The organism is Planomonospora antibiotica, assembly GCF_014647955.1.
Lineage (GTDB): Bacteria > Actinomycetota > Actinomycetes > Streptosporangiales > Streptosporangiaceae > Planomonospora > Planomonospora parontospora.
The window spans coordinates 130627-154179 of sequence record NZ_BMQE01000001.1; the positions used below are offsets into that span (position 1 = coordinate 130627).

General features: G+C 70.4%; 20 protein-coding genes and 1 pseudogene. 8 read left to right on the forward strand and 13 right to left on the reverse strand.

The genetic code is table 11. The features are described 5' to 3' along the window. Positions 1-71 precede the first annotated feature (71 nt). On the forward strand, positions 72-1685 hold the full coding sequence (locus IEZ06_RS00590) for a methyl-accepting chemotaxis protein (RefSeq protein WP_203871691.1): 1614 nt from the start codon (positions 72-74) through the stop codon (positions 1683-1685). 200 nt (positions 1686-1885) lie between these two features. On the opposite strand, the gene IEZ06_RS00595 is transcribed toward IEZ06_RS00590, so the two are convergent. The 5 genes from IEZ06_RS00595 to IEZ06_RS00615 form a co-directional block, all read right to left on the reverse strand. Further along, the gene (locus IEZ06_RS00595) at positions 1886-3376 is read right to left on the reverse strand and encodes an extracellular solute-binding protein (RefSeq protein ID WP_229797706.1); all 1491 of its coding nucleotides are present in this window, start codon (positions 3374-3376) and stop codon (positions 1886-1888) included. Then, positions 3373-4866, reverse strand: a complete 1494-nt coding sequence (locus IEZ06_RS00600) for a substrate-binding domain-containing protein (protein ID WP_189234663.1) — start codon at positions 4864-4866, stop codon at positions 3373-3375. Before IEZ06_RS00600 ends, IEZ06_RS00595 begins: the two co-directional genes overlap by 4 nt. A gap of 28 nt (positions 4867-4894) precedes the next feature. Further along, complete coding sequence (locus IEZ06_RS00605; RefSeq protein ID WP_189234664.1) at positions 4895-5386, reverse strand: hypothetical protein; 492 nt, start codon at positions 5384-5386, stop codon at positions 4895-4897. A gap of 342 nt (positions 5387-5728) precedes the next feature. Continuing rightward, a complete protein-coding gene (locus IEZ06_RS00610; RefSeq protein WP_229797684.1) occupies positions 5729-6235 on the reverse strand; it encodes a nuclear transport factor 2 family protein in 507 nt (168 codons plus the stop codon). A 273-nt stretch (positions 6236-6508) separates the two neighbouring features. Then, the gene (locus tag IEZ06_RS00615; RefSeq protein ID WP_203871692.1) at positions 6509-6835 is read right to left on the reverse strand and encodes an ArsR/SmtB family transcription factor; all 327 of its coding nucleotides are present in this window, start codon (positions 6833-6835) and stop codon (positions 6509-6511) included. 138 nt (positions 6836-6973) lie between these two features. On the opposite strand from IEZ06_RS00615, the gene IEZ06_RS00620 reads away from it, so the two are divergent. Next, a complete protein-coding gene (locus tag IEZ06_RS00620) occupies positions 6974-8065 on the forward strand; it encodes an NADH:flavin oxidoreductase/NADH oxidase (protein WP_189234666.1) in 1092 nt (363 codons plus the stop codon). A 289-nt stretch (positions 8066-8354) separates the two neighbouring features. Here IEZ06_RS00620 and mmsB read toward each other — a convergent pair whose 3' ends face one another. The 3 genes from mmsB to chvE form a co-directional block, all read right to left on the reverse strand. Continuing rightward, on the reverse strand, positions 8355-9620 hold the full coding sequence (gene mmsB / locus IEZ06_RS00625; protein WP_189234667.1) for a multiple monosaccharide ABC transporter permease: 1266 nt from the start codon (positions 9618-9620) through the stop codon (positions 8355-8357). Further along, entirely contained in the window at positions 9620-11149 is a 1530-nt protein-coding gene (gene mmsA / locus IEZ06_RS00630) for a multiple monosaccharide ABC transporter ATP-binding protein (protein ID WP_189234668.1), read from the reverse strand. Before mmsA ends, mmsB begins: the two co-directional genes overlap by 1 nt. Before the next feature lie 74 nt (positions 11150-11223). Continuing rightward, entirely contained in the window at positions 11224-12354 is a 1131-nt protein-coding gene (gene chvE, locus IEZ06_RS00635) for a multiple monosaccharide ABC transporter substrate-binding protein (RefSeq protein WP_189234669.1), read from the reverse strand. Between the two features lie 453 nt (positions 12355-12807). Here chvE and IEZ06_RS00640 point away from each other — a divergent pair, with 453 nt between their 5' ends. After that, positions 12808-14220 (forward strand): aldehyde dehydrogenase family protein, encoded by a 1413-nt coding sequence (locus IEZ06_RS00640; protein WP_189234670.1) that lies wholly within the window; start codon positions 12808-12810, stop codon positions 14218-14220. A 151-nt stretch (positions 14221-14371) separates the two neighbouring features. Next, positions 14372-14626, forward strand: a complete 255-nt coding sequence (locus IEZ06_RS00645; RefSeq protein WP_189234671.1) for a hypothetical protein — start codon at positions 14372-14374, stop codon at positions 14624-14626. A gap of 114 nt (positions 14627-14740) precedes the next feature. Here the strand turns inward: IEZ06_RS00645 and IEZ06_RS00650 are convergent. Then, positions 14741-15543 (reverse strand): annotated as a pseudogene (locus tag IEZ06_RS00650) (transposase family protein). A gap of 398 nt (positions 15544-15941) precedes the next feature. Here IEZ06_RS00650 and IEZ06_RS00655 point away from each other — a divergent pair. The 4 genes from IEZ06_RS00655 (at position 15942) to IEZ06_RS00670 (ending at position 19045) form a co-directional block, all read left to right on the forward strand. Continuing rightward, the gene (locus IEZ06_RS00655) at positions 15942-16286 is read left to right on the forward strand and encodes a hypothetical protein (RefSeq protein WP_189234672.1); all 345 of its coding nucleotides are present in this window, start codon (positions 15942-15944) and stop codon (positions 16284-16286) included. Positions 16287-16480: 194 nt separating this feature from the next. Continuing rightward, entirely contained in the window at positions 16481-17146 is a 666-nt protein-coding gene (locus IEZ06_RS00660) for an ATP-binding cassette domain-containing protein (RefSeq protein WP_229797708.1), read from the forward strand. Positions 17147-17358: 212 nt separating this feature from the next. Next, on the forward strand, positions 17359-18417 hold the full coding sequence (locus IEZ06_RS00665) for a hypothetical protein (protein ID WP_189234673.1): 1059 nt from the start codon (positions 17359-17361) through the stop codon (positions 18415-18417). 133 nt (positions 18418-18550) lie between these two features. After that, positions 18551-19045 carry a hypothetical protein gene (locus tag IEZ06_RS00670; RefSeq protein WP_189234674.1) on the forward strand — a complete coding sequence of 165 codons (495 nt, stop codon included), beginning with the start codon at positions 18551-18553 and terminating at the stop codon, positions 19043-19045. 175 nt (positions 19046-19220) lie between these two features. Here the strand turns inward: IEZ06_RS00670 and IEZ06_RS00675 are convergent, their stop codons facing one another. The 4 genes from IEZ06_RS00675 to IEZ06_RS00690 all read right to left on the reverse strand — a co-directional run bounded on the left by IEZ06_RS00675 (position 19221) and on the right by IEZ06_RS00690 (position 23546). Next, positions 19221-20216 (reverse strand): LacI family DNA-binding transcriptional regulator, encoded by a 996-nt coding sequence (locus IEZ06_RS00675; RefSeq protein WP_189234675.1) that lies wholly within the window; start codon positions 20214-20216, stop codon positions 19221-19223. Beyond that, complete coding sequence (locus tag IEZ06_RS00680) at positions 20213-21652, reverse strand: GH1 family beta-glucosidase (RefSeq protein WP_189234676.1); 1440 nt, start codon at positions 21650-21652, stop codon at positions 20213-20215. The genes IEZ06_RS00675 and IEZ06_RS00680 overlap by 4 nt, the downstream gene beginning before the upstream one ends. Continuing rightward, the gene (locus IEZ06_RS00685) at positions 21649-22509 is read right to left on the reverse strand and encodes a carbohydrate ABC transporter permease (protein ID WP_189234899.1); all 861 of its coding nucleotides are present in this window, start codon (positions 22507-22509) and stop codon (positions 21649-21651) included. The genes IEZ06_RS00680 and IEZ06_RS00685 overlap by 4 nt, the downstream gene beginning before the upstream one ends. Before the next feature lie 65 nt (positions 22510-22574). Then, on the reverse strand, positions 22575-23546 hold the full coding sequence (locus tag IEZ06_RS00690) for a carbohydrate ABC transporter permease (RefSeq protein WP_189234677.1): 972 nt from the start codon (positions 23544-23546) through the stop codon (positions 22575-22577). Positions 23547-23553: the final 7 nt, after the last annotated feature.

The window sequence follows — 23553 nt, forward strand, 5'->3', positions numbered from 1 at the left end:
GCCCCCGGTCGTCTTCCCTGTGTGGCCACCCCGATCGTGACAGCGCCACCGGCGCGTAAGGAGCCCTTCCCGTGAACATCCCGCCCGGCCACGCCCCCAAGCGCAGAGGGAGGCTGGCGACCGGTTTCCTCAACCGGCCCGTCGCCGTCAAACTCATGACGCTGGTCGGCGCCAGCCTGCTGGCCCTGACGGCCTGCTTCGCCGTCACCGTCGTCAACAACCGCGCGGTCGACGCGGCGAACGAGCGCCTCGGCCGGCTCAACGAGGCCAACGCCATCGTCCTGCAGCTGGACCGGATGGCCGCCGACCTGAAGGTCGAGGGCCTGGAGTCGGTGACCCGCGACGATCCCGCCCGGCAGCGGGAGACGCTCGACGCCCAGATCGAGAGCACCCGGGAGATGCTGGAGCGGTTGAAGGCCGTCGACGTCCCGGCCGGGCAGCGCGCCTCGGTGAACCGCATCACGACGGTGTTCACCGAGTACATCGACGTCATCGGGCACTTCGTCGACAACGCCGCAGCCGACCAGGCCCAGGCGCGGCGCAGCTGGCAGCAGGTCGGCGTCGACAACTACCTCACCAGCGCGGTGACCCGCAACGAACGGGCCTTCTTCGCGCAGAGCATCGAGCAGGCGAAGGCGGACGCGGCCGACAGCCGCGAGCGGGCGACGCAGCTGATCCTCGTCACCGTGGTGGTCACCGCCGTCATCCTGGTCCTGCTGGCCCGCGTCGTGGTGATCTCGATCACCCGCCCGCTGCTGCGGGTGCGCCGTTCCCTGGCGGCCATGGCCGACGGCGACATGACGGTCACCAGCGACGTCACCACCACCGACGAGGTGGGCCAGATGGCCCGCGCCATGGACCAGGCGCAGGCCAGCGTCCGCAACGTGGTGGCCTCGGTGTCGGCCTCGGCGCAGGCGGTGGCCGCGGCGGCCCAGGAGATGGCCTCGGCCACCGACGCGGTGGCGGAGTCGGCCCGGCGCGCCGCGTCCGAGGCGCAGGCCGTCTCCGACACGGCGGCGTCGGTGTCGCAGAACGTCGGGATGGTCGCCACCGGCTCCGAGGAGATGGGTGCCTCGATCCAGGAGATCGCCGGCAGCGCCCTGGGAGCCGCCCGGGTGGCCGGGCAGGCGGTGGAGGTCGCCGGTCAGACGACCGCGCAGATCGGCAAGCTGGGGGAGTCGTCCAGGGAGATCGCCACCGTGGTGGCGCTGATCACCTCGATCGCCGAGCAGACGAACCTGCTCGCGCTCAACGCCACCATCGAGGCGGCGCGGGCGGGCGAGAGCGGCAAGGGGTTCGCCGTGGTCGCCAGCGAGGTCAAGGAACTGGCCCAGGAGACCGCCCGGGCCACCGAGGACATCTCCCGGCGGGTGCAGGCCATTCAGGACGACACCGCGGGGGCCGTCACCGCGATCGGCCGGATCAGTTCGGTGATCGGGCAGATCAACGACTCCCAGGGCGTCATCGCCAGCGCGGTCGAGGAGCAGACGGCCACCACCAACGAGATGAGCCGCAGCGTCACGGCGGTGGCGGAGGGCTCCCGCGACATCGCGGAGAACATCGCCGAGATCGCGAACGCGTCGCGGACGACCACCGAGAGCGTCGCCCGCTCCCAGCAGGCCGTCGGCGAGCTCAACGCGATGGCCCGCGAACTGCGGGAGCTGGTGGCGCACTTCCGCTGCTGACGTGTCCCGGCGCCCCGGAACCCCGGCGCCGCCACGCCGGGCGGGCCCGGCCGGTGACCACCGGCCGGGCCCGCTCAGTGCGGGCGGGTGGCCGCCGCGAGGTCGTGCAGCACCACACCGCCACCGACCGGCGACCACCGCGCGGATCGGGGGAGAGAGCGGGCCGCAGCCGAGTCCCCCGGCCGCGAAGGCGGTCCCCGTCACTGCTCGGAGGAGCGGCGGCAGGGGTCGCCCTCCGGGCGGCGCCCGTCCAGGGCGCCGCGGAGCGCGTCGGCGTAGCGGGGGAAGTCCAGGTCGTCCGGGCTCAGCGCCCCCGACGTCACCTGCCGGAGGCAGGACCGGAAGACCTCGCTGAAGGTGGCGTAGTGGGCCACGGGCGGGCGCGGGCGCGTGTCCTGTACGGCGCGGCGGATCGCGTCCGCGAAGAGCGCCAGCTGGCCGGAGGTGATCTCGGTGCCGGGATCGGGGCCCGCGGGGCGGAGTCCCCCGGCCGCCAGCAGCTCTCGGCAGGTCCTCGGCCCCGAGGCCGTGGCCCCCGTCTCCTCCGGGCCCGCGCCTCCCGCGCCGGAGGCGCCGGCCCCCGGCTCCGCGCGGTAGTCGTCGTAGACGCTCTCGACCACCGGTGGGTAGCCGCCGCAGGCGAACAGCTTCTTCTGGGCCTCCGCCGTGGTGAGGAACGCGATGAGGCGCTCCGCCTGCTCGTGGTCGGGGGACCGCCTGGTGACGGCGAGGTTGAAGCCTCCCAGCACACCGGGTCCGGGCAGGGCGCTCATGGCGAAGCGCAGGTTCTTCCCGTCGCGCATGGACGGGTCCGAGGCGAGCCGGTGGAAGGCGAACGGCCAGTTGCGCAGGTAACCGGCCCGCCGGCTCCGGAAGCCCTGGAGGCTGCTCTCCTCCCTGAGGCTGCGGGCGCCGTCCGTCCAGGTCTGGCGGGACAGCATGGCGTGCCAGGCCGTCAGCGCCCCCTTCGCCTTCCCCGCGTTCTCCGGCGCGTCCAGCACGACGCGGTCACCCTCCATGACCTCGGCTCCGCCGGAGAGGACCGCCTCCAGGAGGTTGACGGTCCCTCCTTCGTAGTCGTCGAACTGCCCGGCGTAGCCGTGCTCCGCGGCGAGGCGCACGAGCTGCCCGGGGGCGGTGGGCAGGGGCAGGCCCGCCTGCCGGAACAGCAGGGGCGCGTCGGTGGCGAACGGCAGGGCGTACCGCACCCCGTCCACCTCGGTGCTGTCCAGGGGCTTGTCCAGGAAGGCGGCGCTCCGTCCGGCGTCGAGGGCGACCGGCCTGAGGTGGCCGTTCCGCGCGAACTCGGCGGTCCAGGCGACGTCCAGGACGAGGATGTCGTACGCGCAGCTCTGGGACTGGGCGGCGGCCGCCATCTCGGCGCGCTCCTCGTCGGTGGAGCTCGATATCTCGACCAGCTTGGCCTTCATCGCCCCCTCCCGGCGGTTCCACTCCTCGATCAGGTCGCGGCGGAAGCTGCCGGTGCTCACGTCGCTGCCCGTCGCGATGGTGAGTTCGCCGTCCGTCGCGCACGCCCGGGCCTCGTCGGTGGAGGCCCGGTACGGGGCGAAGCCGAACACGGCGACGACGAGGAAACCCGTGCAGAAGCCGGCCAGGGCGACCCGGGGCCGGAGCGGGCGCGGGGGCCTGCGCAGGCGGAGGCGCCCCTCCGGGCGCCCGGCCGCCGTCATGACCACCCCCGGACCGTGGAGATCATCCTGCTCAGCCCTTCCTCCAGGTCCTGTCCCGCCTCCGCGCAGACGATCCGCTTGCCGCCGGCCCGCCGGCTTCCGGGCGGCAGCCCACCGCCGCACCGGCCGTCGCCGAGGACGAGGACGTAGAGGTTGCGCACCCTCCCGGCGCGGGCGAGGGCCCTGCCGATGGCGCGGTCGTCCGGTTCGTCGCCGAGGACGCCGCCGTCGGTGAGGACCGCGACCGTGCCGCCGAGCCGGTCGACGTGCGGGGAGACCTTCTCCAGCATCTCCGAGACCGGCGCGTCCCGGCCGACCGGTTCCGGGGCGGCGATGTCCTGCGTCAGCCGGTCCAGGTCGTCGCGCCCGGCGCGCCCGGCGGGCGCGGTGACCTCGGTCCCGCCACCGGCCGTGTAGAACCTGCCGAGGGAGAGGCGGTCGGCGGGGGCGAGCGCCCCTCGCACGACGGGGAACGCCTCACGGGCCCTGAGCAGCAGGGACGAGGGAGGCTGCGCCATCGATCCGGAGGCGTCGAGCACGAGGTGGAGGCTGATGCCCGGGAGTTCCTCGTCGATGCGCCGCCGTACGTCGTGGAGGGCGGCGGCGTCCTTCACCCGGGGCGTCCCGGCCGGGGCCGGGGCCGCGGGGAAGAGCCCTCCGGCGCCGAGCCACCTCCCGAAGTCCGTGAGGGCCCGGTGGGCCTCCGGTCTCTTCTCGCCGGCCCAGGTGACGGTGAGGAAGGGGTGGTCCAGCGCGGACAGGTCGGGGGAGGAGAACGCCTTGAGGGCGTCCCTCCCGCTCGGCGCGTTGCCGGGGCAGCCCTCGTCCGAGAGGTTCCTGGTGTTGTAGTCGTGCACGCTGTGCGAGGGCACGACCAGCGCCACCGTCTCCCGCTCCGGCCCGTCCGGATCCTTGAAGCGGCAGAGCAGGGCGCTGACGCTCTCGTCGAAGGCCACGCTGCGGGTCGTGTCGCCGGCCCTGTTCAGGCCGGTGAGTTCGGAGGCCGCGATCAGCCCGGCCGACGACAGGCCCGGCTGTGGATGGATCAGCCTCATGCCCAGCTTCGCGCGGGCGGTGTCCACCAGCGTCCCGAGCCGGTGGCCGCCCTCCTCCGCCGGGCCGAGGGCCCTCTCCATGCCGTCGAACGGCTCACCGAGCATGGCGATCACCATGCGGTCCCGGGCCACCGGGAAACCGCCGGCGAACGTCACCCGGGCGGAGTTCACCCGCTGTCTCACGTACTCCGCCTCGCCGCTGCTGGTCGCGACCCACGCGTCCGGGCGTATCCCGAGGAGCCGGACGAACGGCTCCCCCTCCTGCCGGGCGTCCTGGCGCTGCCAGCCGTTCTCGAAGCCGTAGATCATCTCGTCGATCGAGGGGGCGGGTCCCACCGATATCCGGTGCTCCCGGCAGCCGTCCGCGGTCCTTCCGGCGGAGAAGCCGGCGGCGGCCGCACGCAGCGCGTGCACGTTCTCCGGGGCCGTGACCACGCGGAGTTCCCGCGGCGGGTCGCAGGGACTATTTCGCGGCCAGCCACGAAACGCCCTGCTGCCCTCCCCACAGGACGAGTCCGGCGGCCATTCCCAGGCCGGTGAAGATGTAAGCGGTCGCCACCCACGGCCGCGCGCTCCGCAGCCCTCGGGCGGCCTGGCGCGCCCGCCTGCTCCTGCGGGAGAACCTCCCGAAGGCGTTGCGGAGAAGGGAGGTGACGGGAGCGAGGAGGCGGGCCGATCGGGCGCGGATCCCGGCGAGTCTCCGGTGGTAGAGGAAAAGGCTGACGGGAAGCGCGAGAACCAGGACGGCGGTTATCCGGCCACCTGGAATCGATGTTATGAAAGAGCCGAAATCCTCGGAGAACCATCGGAAGATCTGCTCGATGACGATCGCTATCAGCAGGCTGCGGACCCCCTCTCCGGTCCCGCTCCCGCCGGTGCCTCCGGGAGCGGGACCGCCCATTCCTTCCGAGGTCCCGGGCTTGCCGTCCGGCGGGAGGGGAGACGGTGAGGTCATGGTGAAAGCCTATTCGGCGATCGCCGGAACGCGTCTTGAAGAAACTATGTGATATCCGCGCAATCGCGGAAGAATCGCGCCTGGATTCCGTCGATGGCGGCCGTCGATCATCTCGATCACATTGTCAAAATTTCATGATCTCTGCGGGGTGTCGACCGCGCGGCCGGTTTTTTCCGGATTCGGGTGGCCGCCGTCTCGCCGGATGACCGCCACATCGGCCCGGAGGAGCCCGGCGGGCCGGGGCCGCGTGAGAGCTTTCACGGAACCGCCCCTCGGCGAAGGGGCCGCCGGTGGAGTGGCGCTCCCGGCTCGCCGGACCTCTCGGCGAGCCGGGAGGCGGGGTCAGCCGCGGGTGGCGGGCGGCCAGCCGTGGCCCCAGCCGCCCTGCACCATGGTCTGGAACGCCCATCCGTCGGCGGTGCGCACCAGCAGGTCGGCGTAGCGGGTCGACCGCCGGTCCCCCTCCGCGCCGGTCATCGTCGCCTCCGTCTCGACGAGCACGAGGTTGGCGGTGAGGAAGCGCGGGGTCCGGACGGACTCCATCGCCAGACCGGCCGTGCCGCCGCCCATGACCTCGGTCATCACCTCGACGAACTCCTCGCGGCTCCACTGCCGGACGGCGGCGGAGCCGCCGGGCACGTCGGTGGCCAGGTTGAGCGGGAAGACCGCCAGGTCGGCGATCTCCCGGACCGCGCCCCGCTCGGCCAGCGCGTCGTACTCGGCGAACCAGGCCTCGACGGCGGCCAGGTCCCCGGCGGTCGGCGTGAACGCCCCGCTCTCCGCGCCGTCGCCCGCACCGCTCTCCACGCTGCTCCCCGTGTCGTCCTGTCGCACTGTGGTCTGCTCCATCGTCACTCCCTCCGTCGAACCTTTCCCGTGCACTGTACCGTACGATGTACGGAAATGGGGGCGCCGAAGGGAGATCGCTGTCGCTGGGGTTCGCGCCGGCGGCCGGGCGCCCGGTGGCGGCCTCTTCTGCGGCAGGCCGGTGGAGGAGGGGCGGGCATGCGGCGCCCGCGGGGCCGGAGGGGCGGCCGGAGGGGTGGCCGGAGGGGTGGCCGGACGGGTGGCCGGAGGGGTGGCCGAGCGTGTCGCCGACGGGGGCGGTCCGGCCGGCCCCGGCTAGACCGTGGACCGCTTGCGGGTCGCGGCGACGACGCTGTCCAGGAGGCCGGGGAAGAGGCCGTCGAGGTCGTCGCGGCGCAGGGAGTTCAGTTTCGAGGTGCCGTGGTAGACCTGCCGGATGACCCCGGCCTCGCGCAGGACGCGGTAGTGGTGGGTGCCGGTGGACTTGCTGACGGCGAGCTCGATCTCCGAGCAGGGGACGCCTCTCCCGGACTCGGCGAGGAAGCGCACGATCTCCAGGCGCATGGGGTCGGCGAGGGCGTGCAGCACCGCCTCCAGCCGGATCTCCCCGGTGCTCGGATGGTCCAGGATCCGTGCGGACATCGGTGACCCCCTCCTCCTCGTCCCGGCACGATCGTACGACATCCATCGTAGTTTGACATTTATCGTAGTACGATGATTATCGTATAAAGACCGGACTCCGGACGAGCTGTCCCCCCGAACGATCGAGACGAGGCCCCCGTGCTGTTCGAACCCATCACCCTGCGGTCCCTGACGGTCCCCAACCGGATCTGGATGGCGCCGATGTGCCAGTACTCCGCCGCGACCGACGGCCCGGAGACCGGAGTGCCGCACGACTGGCACCTCTCCCACCTCGCCGCCCGGGCGGTGGGCGGCGCCGGGCTGATCCTCACCGAGGCCACGGCGGTCTCCCCGGAGGGCCGGATCAGCCCGGCCGACCTCGGGCTGTGGAACGGGCGGCAGGAGGAGGCGTTCACCCGGATCACCCGGCTCCTCAAGGAGCACGGCACGGTGCCCGGCATCCAGCTCGCGCACGCCGGGCGCAAGGCCTCCACCGACCGGCCCTGGCTCGGCGGAGCACCGGTCGGCGAGGCCGACGGCGGCTGGCGGCCGGTCGCGCCGAGCCCGCTCCCGTTCGCGCCCGGCCACCCGGTCCCGCACGAGCTGACGGCGGACGAGATCCAGCGGGTCGTCGGCGACTTCGCCCGGGCGGCGGAGCGCGCGCTGCGGGCGGGCTTCCAGGTCGCGGAGGTGCACGGCGCGCACGGCTACCTGATCGGGGAGTTCCTCTCCCCGCACAGCAACCACCGCACCGACGGCTACGGCGGCTCGTTCGACGGCCGCGTCCGCCTCGCCCTCGAGGTCGTCGACGCCGTGCGGGCCGTCTGGCCCGAGGACCTGCCGGTGTTCTTCCGCGTCTCGGCCACCGACTGGCTCACCGAGAACCCCGAGGACGAGCGGGAGGGCTGGACCGCCGACGACACCGTCCGCCTGGCCAAGGAACTGCTCGCCCGCGGCGTGGACCTGCTCGACACCTCCACCGGCGGCAACGCCCCCGGCGCGCGGATCCCCGCCGGCCCCGGCTACCAGGTGCCGTTCGCGGCCCGGGTCCGCGCCGAGACCGACCTGCCGGTCGCCGCCGTCGGCGAGATCACCGAACCGCACCAGGCCGAGGAGATCGTCGCCTCCGGGCAGGCCGACGCCGTACTGCTCGGCCGCGAGCTGCTGCGCAACCCCTACTGGCCGAACCTGGCCGCCCGCGAGCTGGGCGCGCAGCCCCGCTGGCCCGACCAGTACCACCGGGCCGTCTGACCTTCCGGCCGTCGACCGCGGGCCGCCGGTCACCGGACGGCCGGAGCCGGGACGGCGGGCTCTGAGCCGACGGGTGCCGCAGCGGCCGAGGCCGTGGACGGCCCGCCGCTCTGCAGCTCATCGCTCGCCGAGGGGCGGCCGCAGGGCCGGGCCGCCCGGTGTCCGGTACGCCGAAGGCCCGCCGCATCCGCCGGAGGCGATCCCGGCGGATGCGGCGGGCCAGTGGGTGCGGCGGGCCCGGCGGACCATGTGGCCCGGTGGGCCCGGCGGGCCCGGTGGGCGCGGCCGCTCAGCCGCCCGCGCCGGCGCGGCGCTTGGCCCAGACGTCGAAGGCGACGGCGGCGAGCAGCACCAGGCCCTTGAAGAGCATCACCCGCTCGCTCGGCGCGCCGATGAGGGACATGCCGTTGTTGATCACGGCCATGATGAGACCGCCGGTGATGGCGCCCACCACCTTGCCGACGCCGCCCTGCACGGCGGCGCCGCCGATGAACGCCGCCGCGATGGCGTCCAGCTCGAAGCTGTTGCCCGCGGTGGGACCGGCCTGGTTGAGCCGCCCGGCGAAGATGATCCCGGCCAGCGCCGAGAGCACGCCCATGTTGACGAAGAGCCAGAACGTGACGGACTTGACCTTGATGCCGGACAGGCTCGCGGCGTGCAGGTTGCCGCCGATGGCGTAGACGTGGCGGCCGAAGACGGCGCGGTTGGTCAGCAGCGTGTAGCCCAGCACGAGGACGGCGAGCAGCACCAGGACCCAGGGCAGGTTCTTGAACCGGGCCAGCTGCACGATGACGGTCATCACCACCGCGGCGGCGGCGGCCATCTTGAGCGCGAACAGCGGCAGCGCGTCGACCTCCTGCCGGTAGCCGAGGCGCGCCTGGCGGGCCCGCCACTGGGTGGCGACGATCCCGCCCACGATGGCCAGCCCGACGATCAGGGTGAACAGGTCGGCGCCGCCGAGCGGGCCGAGGCCGACGTTGCCGAGGAAGCCGGGCAGGAAGCCGTTGGCCAGGGTCCGGACCTCGTCGGGGAAGGGCCCGATGCCCTGGTTGCCGAGCACGGTGAGGGTCAGCGCCCGGAAGATCAGCATCCCGGCCAGGGTGACGATGAACGCCGGGATGCCGAAGTAGGCGATCCAGTAGCCCTGCCAGGCCCCGATCAGCGCGCCGACCAGGAGCGTGATGAGGAGCGCCGGCGGCCACGGCATGCCCATGTCCACCATCAGCACCGCCGCGACGGCGCCGCTGACCGCCACCACCGAGCCCACCGACAGGTCGATGTGGCCGGCGATGATGATCAGGATCATGCCGATCGCGAGGATCAGGATGTAGGAGTTCTGCACCATGATGTTCGAGATGTTCTGCGGGCTGAGCAGACCACCGTCGGTCAGGATGGAGAACAGGACGATGATCAGCGCGAAGGCGACGTAGATGCCGCTCTCGCGCAGGTTGAAGGAGAACCGGCCGCCCGATGCCTTCGCGGGGGGCGGGCCGTTGCCCACGACCTCGGCGCCCGCCCCGGACGCGAGCGCCTTGCCCCTGCTCGTCTGTGCCATTACTCCTTCTCCCTGGTCATGAACTGCATGAGGCGCTCGGGGGTGGCCTCGGCTCTCGGCACCTCGCCGGTGATGCGCCCGGCCGACATCGCGTAGATGCGGTCGCAGAGGCCGAGCAGCTCGGGAAGCTCCGAGGAGATCACGAGCACGGCCCTCCCCTGGTCGGCGAGCTGGTTGATGATGGCGTAGATCTCGTACTTGGCGCCCACGTCGATGCCGCGGGTGGGCTCGTCCAGGATCAGCACGTCGGGGTCAGTGAAGATCCACTTCGAGAGCACGACCTTCTGCTGGTTGCCGCCGCTGAGCTTCCCGGTGACCGCCAGCACGCTGGGGGCCTTGATGTTCATGTCGGCCCGGAAGCCGTCGGCGACCCTGTACTCCTCGTTGCCGTCGATCCAGCCGCGCCTGGCGAGCTTGCCCAGCGCGGCGGCCGAGACGTTGCGCTGGATGTCCTGGATCAGGTTGAGGCCGTACCGCTTGCGGTCCTCGGTGGCGTAGGCGATCTTGTGGGAGATGGCCTCGCTGACCGAGCGGAGCTGGATCTCCCTGCCGTCCTTGTAGACGCGCCCGGAGACGCCGACCCCGTAGCTGCGGCCGAACACGCTCATCGCCAGCTCGGTACGGCCGGCGCCCATGAGCCCGGCCAGGCCGACGATCTCGCCGCGGCGCAGCGTCAGGTTGGCGCCGGAGACGACGGCGCGGTCGGGCTGGGCCGGGCTGTGCACGGTCCAGTCCTCGATCCGCAGCACCTCCTCGCCGATCGTGGGCTCGTGCGGCGGGAACCGGTGCTCCAGGTCGCGGCCGACCATGCCGGAGATGATCCGGTCCTCGGTGACCTCGCCGCCCGACATGTCCAGCGTCTCGATCGTCCGGCCGTCGCGGATGATCGTCGTGGAGTCGGCGATGGCTTTGATCTCGTTCAGCTTGTGGGAGATGATCACCGAGGTGATGCCCTCGTCGCGCAGCCCGCGCAGCAGGTCGAGCAGGTGCGCGGAGTCCTCGTCGTTGAGCGCGGCGGTCGGCTCGTCCAGGATGAGCAGCCGGACCTGCTTCGACAGCGCCTTGGCGATCTCGACGAGCTGCTGCTTGCCCACCCCGATGTCCATCGCCCGCGTCACCGGGTTCTCCCGGAGCCCGACCCGCTCGAGGAGCGCGGCGGCCTCGGCGTTCGTGCGGTTCCAGTCGATCAGGCCGCGCCGGGTCCGCTCGTTGCCGAGGAAGATGTTCTCGGCGATCGACAGGTACGGGCTGAGCGCGAGCTCCTGGTGGATGATGACGATGCCGCGCCGCTCGCTGTCCCGGATGCCGGAGAACCGGCACGGCTCCCCGTCGAAGACGATCTCGCCGTCGTAGGAGCCGTGCGGGTACACCCCGGACAGGACCTTCATCAGCGTCGACTTGCCGGCGCCGTTCTCGCCGCAGACGGCGTGGATCTCGCCGCGCCGTACCGCCAGGTTGACGTCCTGGAGGGCCTTGACGCCCGGGAACGTCTTGGTGATGCCCCGCATCTGAAGTATGTGGTCGGTCATGCCGTCCGTCTCCCCCCTCGCGACCGGCGCCGGGCCGGCCCTTCGCGGGAAGGACCGGCCCGGCGCCGCGCCGGCTACTTGAGCTGGTCCTCGGTGTAGTAACCGGAGTCGACGAGGATCTGCTTGTAGTTGTCCTTGTAGACCACGACGGGCTCGAGCAGGTAGGACGGGACGACCTTGTCGCCGTTGTCGTAGTCGGTGGTGTTGTTCACCTCGGGCTTGCCGCCCTTGAGCACGGCGTCGGCCATCTCGACGGTGACCTCGGCCAGCTTGCGGGTGTCCTTGTAGATCGTCGCGTACTGCTCGTCGGCGATGATCGACTTCACCGAGGCGACCTCGGCGTCCTGGCCGGTGACGACCGGGTAGGGCTGGTCGGCGGTGCCGTACCCGCTGCTCTTCAGCGCGGACAGGATGCCGATGGACAGGCCGTCGTACGGCGAGAGCACGCCCTGGACCTTGGCGTCGGAGTAGGCCTTGGTGATCAGGTCCTCCATGCGCTTCTGCGCGGTGGCCGGGTCCCAGCGCAGGATGGCGACGGTCTTGAAGTCCGTCTCACCGCTCTTGACGACCAGGGTGCCCTTGTCGATGTACGGCTTGAGCACCTCCATGGCGCCGTTGTAGAAGAAGGTGGCGTTGTTGTCGTCGGGCGAGCCGGCGAAGATCTCGATGTTGAACGGGCCCTTGGCGTCGCCGTCGGAGCCGTCGGCCTTCTTCAGCCCGAGGCCCACCAGCAGCGAGGTCGCCTGCTGCACGCCGACCTTGTGGTTGTCGAAGGTGGCGTAGTAGTCGACGTTCGGGGTGTTGCGGATGAGCCGGTCGTAGGCGATCACCGGGATCTTGGCGTCGGCCGCCTGCTGGAGCTGCGTGGTGATCGCGGTGCCGTCGATCGAGGCGATGATCAGCAGCTTCGCGCCCTTGGTGATCTGGTTCTCGATCTGGTTGACCTGGGTGGGGATGTCGTTCTCCGCGTACTGCAGGTCGACCTTGTAACCCAGCTTCTCCAGGGAGCTCTTGACGTTGTCGCCGTCGTGGATCCACCGCTCGGACGACTTGGTGGGCATGGTGACGCCGACGAGGGCGCCCGCGGCCGAGCCCGCGCTCGGCGCCGCCTCCTGGTCGACCGTCTTGGTGGCCGAGCCGCAGGCGGTCATCGCCAGGGCCATGGCCAGGCCGATCGGCACGGTGGCCAGCTTCGCGAGCCTCATGTTCTCTCCTTCAAGTGACGCGGACGCATTCACGGCCGCTGCGACCACGGCCCCTCCGCCGTGTCGCCCGGGTCTCTTGGTGCTCATCGGCAGTGTTAGCGTTCACATTCAGCGGCGGCGAACATACCGACGAATGTTTCAGGGGTGTGAACAGTTATCAAATGCCCAGGCAGGCCGCTAGTCAAGGTTTGTGACAGCACCGTGACATCACGGTCGGGCGGGGTGATCGCCGGAGGTCCGCCGGGCGATCACCACAGCGGTCCTGGAGGATCCGGCGGCGCCGGGGAGCGCGGTCCGGGAGGGGCGGACGGTGCCGGGGGTGCGCGGTCCGGGAGGGTCCGGCGGGGCCGGAGGGCAGGGGGTGAGGGGCCTTCGGGGGCGCCGGTGGGGGCGCCGGTGGGGACGGGGCCGGGGGCGGGGCATCCGGTCCGCCGCACCGGGTAGGGAGCCGCCATGAGAACGCGATGGCTCTTTGCGGACGGCGAGTGGCGGGCGAGCGCGGGCGCCGGCACGATCGCCGTGGACGACCCGGCGACCGGCGAGCGCGTGGGCGAGTGCCCGCGCGGCTGCGCCGAGGACGTCGAGACCGCCGTGCGGTCGGCGCGCGCCGCCGCCCCCGGGTGGGCGCGCGTCGCCCCGGCCGAGCGCGGGGCGCTGCTGCGCCGTGCCGCCGCCCGGGTCAGGGAGCACGCCGGCGAGCTGGCACGGCTGGTGACGGCGGAGATGGGCAAGCCGCTGGCGGACGCGCGGGGCGGCGTGGAGGCCGGGGCCGGCACCCTGGAGCAGTACGCCGAGCTGGGCCCCCTGCACGGCGGGCGCAGCCTCCAGGGCGGCTGGGGCGCGACCGACCTGATGGTCCGCGAGCCCCGCGGCGTCGTCGGCGTCATCACCCCCTGGAACGACCCGGTGGCGATCGCCTGCGGCCTGATCGGCGCCGCGCTGGTCACCGGGAACACCGTGGTGCACAAGCCCTCCGAGCGCACCCCGCACACCGGGGCCCGCCTGGTCGAGCTGCTCGCCGAGGACCTGCCGCCGGGCGTGCTCACCATGGTCGCGGGGGACCGGAGCGCCGGTGCGCCGCTCGCCGCCCACCCGGGCCTGGACCTGCTCGCCCACGTGGGCTCCACCGCCGCCGGACGCGAGATCGCCGCCGCCGCCCGCTGCCGGGTGCTGCGGGAGAACGGCGGCAAGGACCCGCTGATCGTGGACGCGGGGGTCGACCCGAAATGGGCCGCCGAGCAGGCCGCCCTCGGCTGCTTCGCCAACGCGGGCCAGATCTGCGTCTCCGTGGAGCGGATCTACGTCCACCGCTCCGTCGCCGAGCCGTTCACCACCTCCCTCGTCGCCGCGGCGGAGGCGCTGCGCACGGGCCCCGGCCTGGACGAGGCGACCACGCTCGGCCCGCTCGTCGACCGGCGGCAGCGCGAGGCGGTGCACGAGCACGTGCGCGCGGCGGTCGCCGCGGGGGCGCGCCTGCTGACCGGAGGCCGGATCCCCGACGGGCCGGGCGCCTTCTACCCGGCGACCGTGCTGGCCGACTGCACCGACGACATGGCCGTGCTGCGGGAGGAGACGTTCGGCCCGGTCGCGGCGGTCCGCGTGGTCGAGAGCTTCGACGAGGCGCTGGCCCTGGCCAACACGGGGGAGTACGGCCTGGCCGCCACGGTGCTCACCCCCTCGCTCGCCCACGTGCAGCGGGCCTGGCGAGAGCTGCGCGCGGGCACGGTGAAGGTCAACGCGGTCTTCGGCGGGGCGCCGGGCGGCGCGGCGCAACCCCTCGGGGCGAGCGGGGAGGGCTTCGGGTACGGCCCCGAGCTGCTCGACGAGATGACCCACACCAAGGTCGTGCACATCGCCGCCCCTTGAGCCATCCCCTGAACCGCGCTTGAACGGTCCACTGAGCCGCCTCTGAACGGTCCGGGTCGTCCGCGGGTTGGGAGATTCCAGTAGCCGGAACGTGACCGCGGGCGTACGGTGAGTGCGCGAAACCACGCCTCACTCCCCACAGGAGTCGCCCATGGGCACTTCGGACGGCCGGGTCCTCATCATCATCGTGATCGCGTCGATCGCGTTCTTCGTCGGGAGGCGCTTCCAGCGGACGCGGGACAAGTGGGCGGGCTGGGGGAGTGCGATCAAGGACGCGAAGGCGGCGGCGGACAAGGTGCCCAAGGCCAAGGCGGACGCCTGGGCCGCGGTCCGGGGCATGCTCGCGGTCGGCGTGGTCGTGCTGATCTTCTTCGCGGTGGTCGTGAACGCGCTGCGGTACGGCTGACGCGCCGGCCCTCCGCCGACTGCACGTTGTCGCCTTGGACTCGGAGTGGTCTGCCCTGAGTCCTGTGGAGTCGCGGTTCTGGATCGCCATGGCATTAACACCTCGAGCGTTTTTTCATCCTGAGTAGCGGCCCTCTTCGATGAGCTGCAGGACGAGGATGGCCCGGACTATCGCGGTGGCGCGGCGCGGGCGGCAGCGGAGCCGGACCAGTACCTTCCATGCCTTCAAGGTCGCGGCGGCGCGTTCCCCGATCGCCCGGATGCGGGCGTGGGAGCGGTTGACGGACTTCTGGTGGCGCGCCAGGCGCGGCCGGTGCCGATGGCGCTTGAACGGGGTCCGGATCGTGCCGCCCGCGCCCTGGTACCCCCGGTCAGCGAAGACCTGGACGCCGGCATTGGCGAGGGCGTCGATCAGGCCGGCCCGCCGGGCCGCGGTCAGATCGTGCATTGCCCCGGACAGCACGGGCGAGGCCCACACCAGGCGGCCGGCCGGATCGGCGAGGAACGGGACGTTGGCCCCGTGCCGGTGGTGTTTGCCGGAGTAGTACAGCCTGCCGTCGGCGAGCCGGTCGATCGAGATGAGTGTGCCGTCCAGGATGGCGTCGGCCAGGCGGGAGGCTTTCAGCGCGGCGGTGTGCACGTCGTCGGCCAGGGCAGCGACCAGGTCGACCGCCTCGCGCACGTAGTGCCAGGCGGTGGTGGTGCCGATGGCGAACCCGCTGCTCAGCGGGTGTAGGTGTCGCCGTTGCGCAGATGCGCCAGAACGAGGAGGGCTTGTTGCCCGGGGCCGAGGCGGCGCCAGCGGGAGCGTCGTTCGACACGGTGGGCGCGGATCAGCTCAGCCAGGCGGGCAAGAGTGTGGTCGGACAGCGGAATCGCGGCACGGTATGACAGTAACGAGGCTCCCGGTCGGGGCATCGGATCTTGGTCGACTGCTGTCTTGCCGGGGCCTCATCTCACCTCAACCCATCTCCCCTTACGCCCACGCCGACCAGCGCCGTCAGGTTGAAAAGGGCTCCGAGGATGAAAGAGCCTCACTGGGTTTCAAGAAAAGCCGCGAGTCTGCCACAGGGACTCTTGACAGCTACCTGGACCGGATTTTCACCGGCGAGTGGCGGCGAGCTTACGAACAGCAACTCTGCGGCCAGGTCACGACTTCATCCACCGTTCTGCCGAGAGCGCGGAGAGTTGAGGCCGAGACGCGAAGAAGTCGTGATTTGACGCAAGATCACCACCTTGATACCTTCACCTTCGCAAACCGGGCACCACACAAAAGGTGTCCATATTTTATTTGTCTTTGCAAGCAAGGGAGAAACATGAACTTGCGTCTCAGGCGTACGCTCGTCGTCGGCGGAAAGGCTGTCTTCGCTGCCGTACTGGTTGGAGCGGCCGGGTTCTCGGCTGCCCCCGCCGCTTTCGCTGGCGGCCAGAGCCCCAGCGTCAACGGTTGTTATGTCCGCTGGTGGAACACGGCTTCTTCGGGCTACTGCTCTCCGGCGACCAAGACGGCGACCTACTACAACAACTACTACTGCAGCGGCCCTCTTGACGGCTGGAACATCACCGGCGGTGACCGGATCAGGAAGGGCACGTCCCCCACCTGGGGATCCGCGGAGTGTGTGATCGAGGTTACAAAGGCCAAGGCCAGCTGGACGGTTTAGTAGATGCGTTGGGTGTGGATGTGCGGTTGCCCGCATCTGCATTGACGAATGGGGTGGATGTCGTCGAGGGACGGCATCCACCCCATGGTGGAAAGGCCGGAAATTTGCATGACACTGTCAGGGTCGCAGGTCTGTCGCAAGGCTACGGAAGGAAAACAATAATCGACGGCCTGGATCTCGGTCTTCGTGCTGGAGTGCTGGGGCTACTAGGGCCCAACGGAGCAGGGAAGACCACGCTGCTTCGGACTCTGGCGACTGTGGTCCCCCCGAAGCGCGGTGATGTCTACATATGCGGAGAACGCGTCGGTTCGGAACGTGCGGCTCGTAGAGCCCGGCGAAACATTGGTTATCTTCCGCAGAACTTCGGATACTATCCGCGATTCTCGGTCTATGACTTCGTCCGTTATTGCGGCTGGCTCAGGGAGGTTCCTGCCGGCAGATTGCACGAAGCGACGGTCGATGCGGTCAGGGCGGTGGGCCTAGGGGACCACGGATCTGCAAGGATGAAATCTCTGTCGGGCGGCATGATTCGAAGGGCGGGAATCGCTGCGGCTATCGTGGGAAATCCCCCTCTCGTGCTCCTGGATGAGCCTACCGTCGGCCTCGACCCTGCTCAGCGCCTGGAATTCAGAAATCTTATCCGGTCATTGACCGGAACCGCTGTCATATTGAGCACGCATCTGGTGGAGGATGTGGCCGTCACCTGTGATGACGTCGCGGTGCTGCTGAAGGGGAGATTCGTCTACAGGGGATCTCCTGTGGACTTGGCGGATCACGCCGCTGAGGACGCGGCCGGTGACAGTCCATTGGAGCGTGGATATATGTCCGTCCTGTCGGCGGCCGGGACTTCCGCATCGTGAACACGTATTTTATCGAGTTGCGCCGATCGCCGCTGAAGTGGTGGTTTCCCCTTCTCCTTTTGATTGAGATCTCAGTTCTATTCGGCCGCAGCCGGTGGTGGATCGGAGTGTGGCCGCAGGCCAGCGCTGCCGCACAGATGCCATCGCTCTTCTTGGGGCCTGGTTTCGCTGCTGCTGCCGCATGGGCGGCTGGTCGCGACGCGAGAAGAGGTATGGACGCACAGCTCGGCTGCGCTGCTCGTGCCGCCTGGAGAATCGAGCTGACGCTACTGGCGGCCACATTGACGTACGGACTCGTCGCGTACAGCGTTGGCGCTGTGGCTGCAGCGATCGTCAGCTCGCCGATGGCAGGCCCTGGCTTCATCTGGCCCAGTTATTTTCTCCTGGGTGCTTCCGTTATCGTCGGATGCGGAGCCTTCGGTCATCTTGCCGGCCGATTGACAGGCGCTAAGCTCATGGCGCCGGTCGTGTGTGCAGCGCTTTCTTTCCTGTTCCTGGGGACCTTTGGCGGTCCTGAAGGCCTGGGATTCTTCGTGCTCTCGGGGACGCCGAGGCTCGGAATCAGCACCGAAGCCATCCTGAGCAGATCGTCTGTGTCCGCTGCTATCGTTGCCATCGCGGTCTTCGTCCCGAGGTCGTCGAGAAAATCCAATCATGGATGGCGACCCGCCTCGGTCCGGGTCGTCAGCGGCGTCGCCGCACTGGCGATGTTCGCGACGTGCACATATTTTCTCTCCGTCTCGGGTCCTCTCCGAACTCCTCGGAACCCGCCGTCGGACCCTCTCTGCACATCGACTGCGCCGTCTATTTGTGTTTGGCCGGAAAACCGCAAGTACATGCCGGAGCTCTCTGCCATGGCGCAGAGGATCAGTGGCCTTCCGAAGGGTGTCTTCAAGATGCCCGACAAGTATTTCGAAAAGGGCCTTCGAAAGTCCTCGTCATGGACATCTCCGGACTTCGAGATCATCGAAGGAAGCATGTGGTCGGTCTCGCCGGGCATCGCGGGATCCATAATCCAGTCGACTTTCCAGGACTTCTGCGATGCGAAGAGCCAGGAGGACGACTCTCGGCGGACCCTGTCCTTCTTCGAGCTGTCCACCTGGATCGAGGCCCGTGTCAATGGAGCCAGCCAGCCTTCCGATGTCCGAGGAGCACCGCCGGGCGTCGATGTACATTCGATAGGGGACCTCATCGGCAAGTCTGAGAGGGAGCAGATCGCGTGGGCGACCGGCCGGCTCGAGCAGATCGCGGAGACTCCCTGTGCGGAATAGACCCAATGGTGTTCCGGCATTCATCAGGGTTAGACAGTCTTATGCCTCCGTAGTCGGCGTTGTACTTATTGTCTGCAGCGAGCGATGGTTCGGATCGTCCAAGCTGCTTCTGCCTTCTGCGGAACGGGCCGGAATGGTGACCCTGCCCTTGCGCCAGGTGCTTGCGATGGTGGTCGCCACGATTGCGTGTACGAGCCTCTACAGTCGCATGGGAGATTGGGAGCTCCTGGGTGCACGACGGTTCTTCCGTCTGAAGCAGGCGTATGAGATTTCCGTCGTCGGCTTGACAATCATTACCTGCTGGATCGCCGAAGTCGTCGTATCGAATCCGGGTAATGCGATTGCTTTCACACGGTCTGCACTCATCTGGGCAGGTCCGGCCATCGTCTCGGGAAGGCTCTTCGGATGGCGTCTGGCCTGGATCTTCCCTTTGCTCGCACTCTTTCCTCTGACGTACTACGGGCATGACGCAGAAGGAAACGTCAGGTGGTGGAACTGGACTGGGCGACCCATGGACGATTGGATGTGCTGGGTGATTGCCGCATCGTCTCTGGCGATCGGCTTTCTGGCGATCTTGGCTCCTGATCGGCGTCTGAGACCTCTTGCTGGAGGATTCGGAAGCTCGTAGTGAGAGACGGGTGTGTTCGCTCCCCTCTCGTGCCATACATGTCGGACGGGGGTTCCGGACTGCCGCGCTGCGAGCTGAAATGAGAGAGATGAGGGCCGGGGATGGGAGGGTTCCTGCTTACTTCCGGGAATGGATGGGCGAGGGCATCGCCCTATGGAGGCTGTACGGCGGGAGCTCAGGCCGACTCGCGCACCACCAGCTCCGCCGGGAGGATCACCGGGTCGGCGGGACCGCCCTCCAGCAGGCCGAGCAGCAGGCGGGCGGAGGCCGCCGCCTGCTCGTCCATGGGGCTGCGCACCGTGGTGAGCGGAGGATCGGTGTAGAGGGCGGCCTCGATGTCGTCGTAGCCCACGACGGCCACGTCGTCGGGGACCCGGCGGCCCGCCTCGCGCAGCGCCCGCAGGGCTCCGACGGCCATGAGGTCGTTGGCGGCGAACACCGCGTCCAGCGCCGGGTCGTCCTGCAGGAGCTGGCGCATGGCCTCCGCCCCGGAGGCCCGGGTGAAGTCGCCGATGGCGACGATCGACCGGCGGCCGGTGCCGCGCAGCGTGTCGCGGTAGGCGGTGAGCCTGTCCTGTGAGGCCGGCATGTCCAGCGGGCCGGAGATCGTGGCGATCCGGCGCCGCCCCCGGTCGAGCAGGTGCCGGACCGCCTGGGTGGCGCCGCCGAGGTTGTCGTTGTCGGCGAAGGGCACGTCCACCGGCATGGTGAGCCTGCCGTGGGAGACCATCGGCAGGCCCAGCCGGGCCAGCGCGGCGGGCAGCGGGTCGGCGCCGTGCATCGACACGAGCATGACGCCGTCCACGTGCCCGGCCGAGACGAACCGCTGCACGCGCCGGTGGCTCTCGGCCGAGCCCGCGATCATCAGGACGACCTGCTTGCCCGCCGTCTCCAGCTCGCGGCTGGCGGCGCGGACGACCGCGGAGAACATCGGGTCGTCCGAGACGAGCCCGGCCGGCGGATCGGAGACGATCATGGCGATCGCGTCCGTGCGCTGGGTCACCAGGCTGCGGGCCGCGGGGTTGGGCACGTAGCCCAGCTCCTGCACGGCCCGCAGCACGAGCTCGCGGATCTCCGGGGTGACCGTGTCCTGGCCGTTGACGACCCGGGAGACGCTCGACTTGGACACTCCGGCCCGGGCGGCGACCGCCTCCAAGGTGGGTCGTTTCATGCCTTTTCGAGAACTCCGTTCCGCTGGATGACATCGCGATACCACAACGCGCTGTCCTTGAGGGTCCGCCGCTGGGTGTCGAAGTCGACGTGCACGATCCCGAATCTCCGGCGGTAGCCCTCGGCCCACTCGAAGTTGTCCAGCAACGACCACACGATATAGCCGCGCAGGTCCGCGCCGCCCTCGATCGCGGCGTGCACGGCGCGCAGATGGCCGTCCAGGTAGGCGGTCCGGCGGGTGTCGCGGACCCTGCCGTCCTCCTCCACGGTGTCGTCGAAGGCCGCGCCGTTCTCGGTGACGATCAACCCGACCTCGGGGTAGTCCGCCGCGAGCCGGAGCAGCAGCCGGGAGAGCCCGGTCGGCACGATCGGCCAGCCCATCGCGGTCAGCGGACCCTCGGCCGGGCAGAACCGCACGTCCTCGGTGCCCGGCCAGGCCGGGTTCGCCGGCTCGCCGGGGCCCGACTCCACCACGCAGGGGTTGTAGTAGTTGATCCCGACCAGGTCGATCGGCTGGCGGATGACCTCCAGGTCGCCGTCGGCGAGGTGCGCGAGCCCGCCGTGCCGTTCGACGATCTCCAGCACCTCGGCGGGGTACTCCCCGCGCAGCGCCGGGTCGAGGAACTGCCGGGTGAGCAGCGCGTCCACCCGGCGCACCGCCTCGGCGTCGGCCTCCGCGACCGGGGCCGAGGGGTCGGCCACCTGCGCGGGGGTCAGGACCGGCGCGGAGTTGACCACCAGGGAGATCTCCCGCGCCCCGGCCGCGCGCAGCGCCCGCGCCGCCAGGCCGTGGCCGAGCAGCAGGTGATGGGCGGCGCGGAAGGCGGCCGCCGGGTCCTGCTCGCCCGGCGCGTGCACGCCGGAGGCGTAGCCGAGGAAGGCCGAGACCCACGGCTCGTTCAGCGTGGTCCAGTGCCCGACGCGGTCGCCCAGCCGGGCGTGCACGAGCTCGGCGTACTCCGCGAACCGGTACGCGGTGTCGCGGTCGGCCCAGCCGCCGCGCTCCTGGAGCGCCTGCGGCAGGTCCCAGTGGTAGAGCGTCGTGTACGGAGTGATCCCGGCCGCGAGCAGCTCGTCGACGAGCCGGTCGTAGAAGGCGAGCCCCAGCGGATTGGCCGGGCCCGTGCCGTCGGCCTGGATCCGGGGCCAGGCCACCGAGAAGCGGTAGGCGTGCAGGCCCAGCTCGGCCATGAGCCGCACGTCCTCGGCGTAGCGGTGGTAGTGGTCGCAGGCGACGTCGCCGGTGTCGCCGCCGGCCACCTTGCCGGGGGTGTGGGAGAAGGCGTCCCAGATGGACCGGCCGCGGCCGTCCTCGGCCGCCGCCCCCTCGATCTGGTAGGACGCCGTCGCGGCGCCCCAGACGAAGCCTGCGGGGAAGTCCGCCCGCCCTCCGGTGAGGAGCGAAGGCGCGGTCCCCCGAGCGTTGACGACGGTCATCCCTTCACGGCTCCTTGCATGATTCCTCCGATGATCTGCTTGCCGAGCAGGCCGAAGACGATGACCAGCGGCAGCGTGCCGAGCGCGGTGCCGGCCAGGCCGAGCACGTAGTCGTTGACGTAGCCGGCGGCCAGCGTGGACAGGGCGACCTGGACCGTCGGGTTCTCCGGGGTCAGGACGACCAGCGGCCAGAAGTAGTCGTTCCAGGCCGACATGAAGGTGAGCATGCCGAGGACGGCCGCGGCGGGGCGGGCGACGGGGAGCACCACGTGCCAGAACAGGCCCCAGGTGGTGCAGCCGTCGACCCGGCCGGCCTCCAGCAGCTCGGTCGGCAGGGCCCGCGACAGGTACTGCGTCATGAAGAAGACGCCGAACGCGTTGACCAGCGCGGGCACGATCAGCGCGTACAGCGTGCCGGTCCACTCCAGCTTCACCATCAGCATGTAGAGCGGGATGATGCCGAGCTGGGTCGGGACCATCATGGTCGCCACGGTGAGCAGCAGCAGCGCGTTCCTGCCGCGGAAGCGCAGTTTGGCGAAGGCGAACCCGGCCAGCGTGGAGAAGAACATCACCGCCAGGGCGATGGACCCGGCCACGATGACGGAGTTGGCCAGTGCCAGGGCGAAGGGCACGGTGTCGAAGACGCGGGCGACGTTGGCGAAGAAGTTCCCGCCGGGCACCAGCGGAGGCGGCACGTCCGCCAGCGCCGCGTTGTCGCGGGAGGCCACCACGACGCTGTAGTAGAGCGGGAGCGCGGAGAAGAACGCCACCGCGAGCAGGGTGAGGTAGGTGAGCCGGCGGGCGCCGTCGAAGCGGCGGCGGCCCGTTCCCGCAGGCGCCTTCGGCGCCGGGGACACCGGGGACACCGGGGACACCGGGGACACCGGGGACACCGGGGACGCGGCGGACATCGGCTGGGCGGTCACGTCAGACCTCCCTTCGCGCGGCGGGTGAGCAGGTAATTGACGCCGGCGACCAGGATGATGAAGAGGAACATCATCCAGGAGATGGCCGAGGCGTAGCCGAAGTCGAGCCGGGTGAAGTTCTCGTAGATGAACAGCGAGAGCGTCTGGTACTGCCGGTCCACGCCGCCGGTGACCATGTAGGAGCCGAACAGCAGCGGCTCGGCCAGGACCTGCATGGCGCCGATCGTCGAGGTGATGACGACGAAGACGATCGTCGGCTTGATCATCGGGATGGTGATCCTGCGCAGCTGGGTGAGCCCGCTCGCGCCGTCGAGGGTGGCGGCCTCGTACAGCTCGCGCGGTACGGCCTGCATCGCGGCCAGGAAGATCAGCGCGTTGTACCCCGTCCACCGCCACATGATCATGACGGAGATGGCGGCGTGCGAGCTGGCCACGCCCTCGTTCCAGGCGACGCCCCCCACCCCGAACCAGGAGAGCATCCAGTTGATCATGCCGAAGTCCCGGCCGAACAGCTGGCTGAAGATGACCACCACCGCGACCACGCTGGTCACGTTGGGCAGCAGCAGCGTGATGCGCAGGAATGTCTGCGCCCGCAGCGGCCGGTTGAGCAGGTGGGCCAGCCAGATGGCCAGCAGCAGCTGCGGGACCGTGGACAGCACCCCGATGGACAGGGTGTTGAAGGCGGCGTTCCAGAAGTAGTCGTCGGCGAGCAGCGTCCTGAAGTTGTCCAGGCCGACGAAGGCGTGCTCGTCCTCCAGCAGCGTCCACTCGTGCAGGCTCACCCAGGCGGTGTAGGCCAGGGGGAAGAGCCCGAAGGCGGAGAACAGCAGGAAGAAGGGGGCCACGTAGGCGTAGGGCGAGGCCTTGGTGTCGAGCTGGTGGACCAGGTGGCGGCGGAGGCCGCGGCGGGCCCGCACCGGTCTGCCCGGTGGGGCGGCCGCCGGGCGGTCCGGTGCGCGCGTGGCCATGGCGGCT

What these genes read in the sequence shown, in the direction of transcription:
- IEZ06_RS00610 (WP_229797684.1), bottom strand. Translation starts at nt 6,235, where the DNA reads ATGGAGCAGACCACAGTGCGACAGGACGACACGGGGAGCAGCGTGGAG.
- IEZ06_RS00675 (WP_189234675.1), bottom strand. Translation starts at nt 20,216, where the DNA reads ATGAAACGACCCACCTTGGAGGCGGTCGCCGCCCGGGCCGGAGTGTCC.
- IEZ06_RS00655 (WP_189234672.1), top strand. Translation starts at nt 15,942, where the DNA reads ATGAACTTGCGTCTCAGGCGTACGCTCGTCGTCGGCGGAAAGGCTGTC.
- mmsB (WP_189234667.1), bottom strand. Translation starts at nt 9,620, where the DNA reads ATGGCACAGACGAGCAGGGGCAAGGCGCTCGCGTCCGGGGCGGGCGCC.
- IEZ06_RS00615 (WP_203871692.1), bottom strand. Translation starts at nt 6,835, where the DNA reads ATGTCCGCACGGATCCTGGACCATCCGAGCACCGGGGAGATCCGGCTG.
- mmsA (WP_189234668.1), bottom strand. Translation starts at nt 11,149, where the DNA reads ATGACCGACCACATACTTCAGATGCGGGGCATCACCAAGACGTTCCCG.
- IEZ06_RS00605 (WP_189234664.1), bottom strand. Translation starts at nt 5,386, where the DNA reads ATGACCTCACCGTCTCCCCTCCCGCCGGACGGCAAGCCCGGGACCTCG.
- IEZ06_RS00690 (WP_189234677.1), bottom strand. Translation starts at nt 23,546, where the DNA reads ATGGCCACGCGCGCACCGGACCGCCCGGCGGCCGCCCCACCGGGCAGA.
- IEZ06_RS00680 (WP_189234676.1), bottom strand. Translation starts at nt 21,652, where the DNA reads ATGACCGTCGTCAACGCTCGGGGGACCGCGCCTTCGCTCCTCACCGGA.
- IEZ06_RS00665 (WP_189234673.1), top strand. Translation starts at nt 17,359, where the DNA reads ATGGACGCACAGCTCGGCTGCGCTGCTCGTGCCGCCTGGAGAATCGAG.
- IEZ06_RS00640 (WP_189234670.1), top strand. Translation starts at nt 12,808, where the DNA reads ATGAGAACGCGATGGCTCTTTGCGGACGGCGAGTGGCGGGCGAGCGCG.
- IEZ06_RS00670 (WP_189234674.1), top strand. Translation starts at nt 18,551, where the DNA reads ATGGTGACCCTGCCCTTGCGCCAGGTGCTTGCGATGGTGGTCGCCACG.
- IEZ06_RS00595 (WP_229797706.1), bottom strand. Translation starts at nt 3,376, where the DNA reads ATGACGGCGGCCGGGCGCCCGGAGGGGCGCCTCCGCCTGCGCAGGCCC.
- IEZ06_RS00645 (WP_189234671.1), top strand. Translation starts at nt 14,372, where the DNA reads ATGGGCACTTCGGACGGCCGGGTCCTCATCATCATCGTGATCGCGTCG.
- chvE (WP_189234669.1), bottom strand. Translation starts at nt 12,354, where the DNA reads ATGAGGCTCGCGAAGCTGGCCACCGTGCCGATCGGCCTGGCCATGGCC.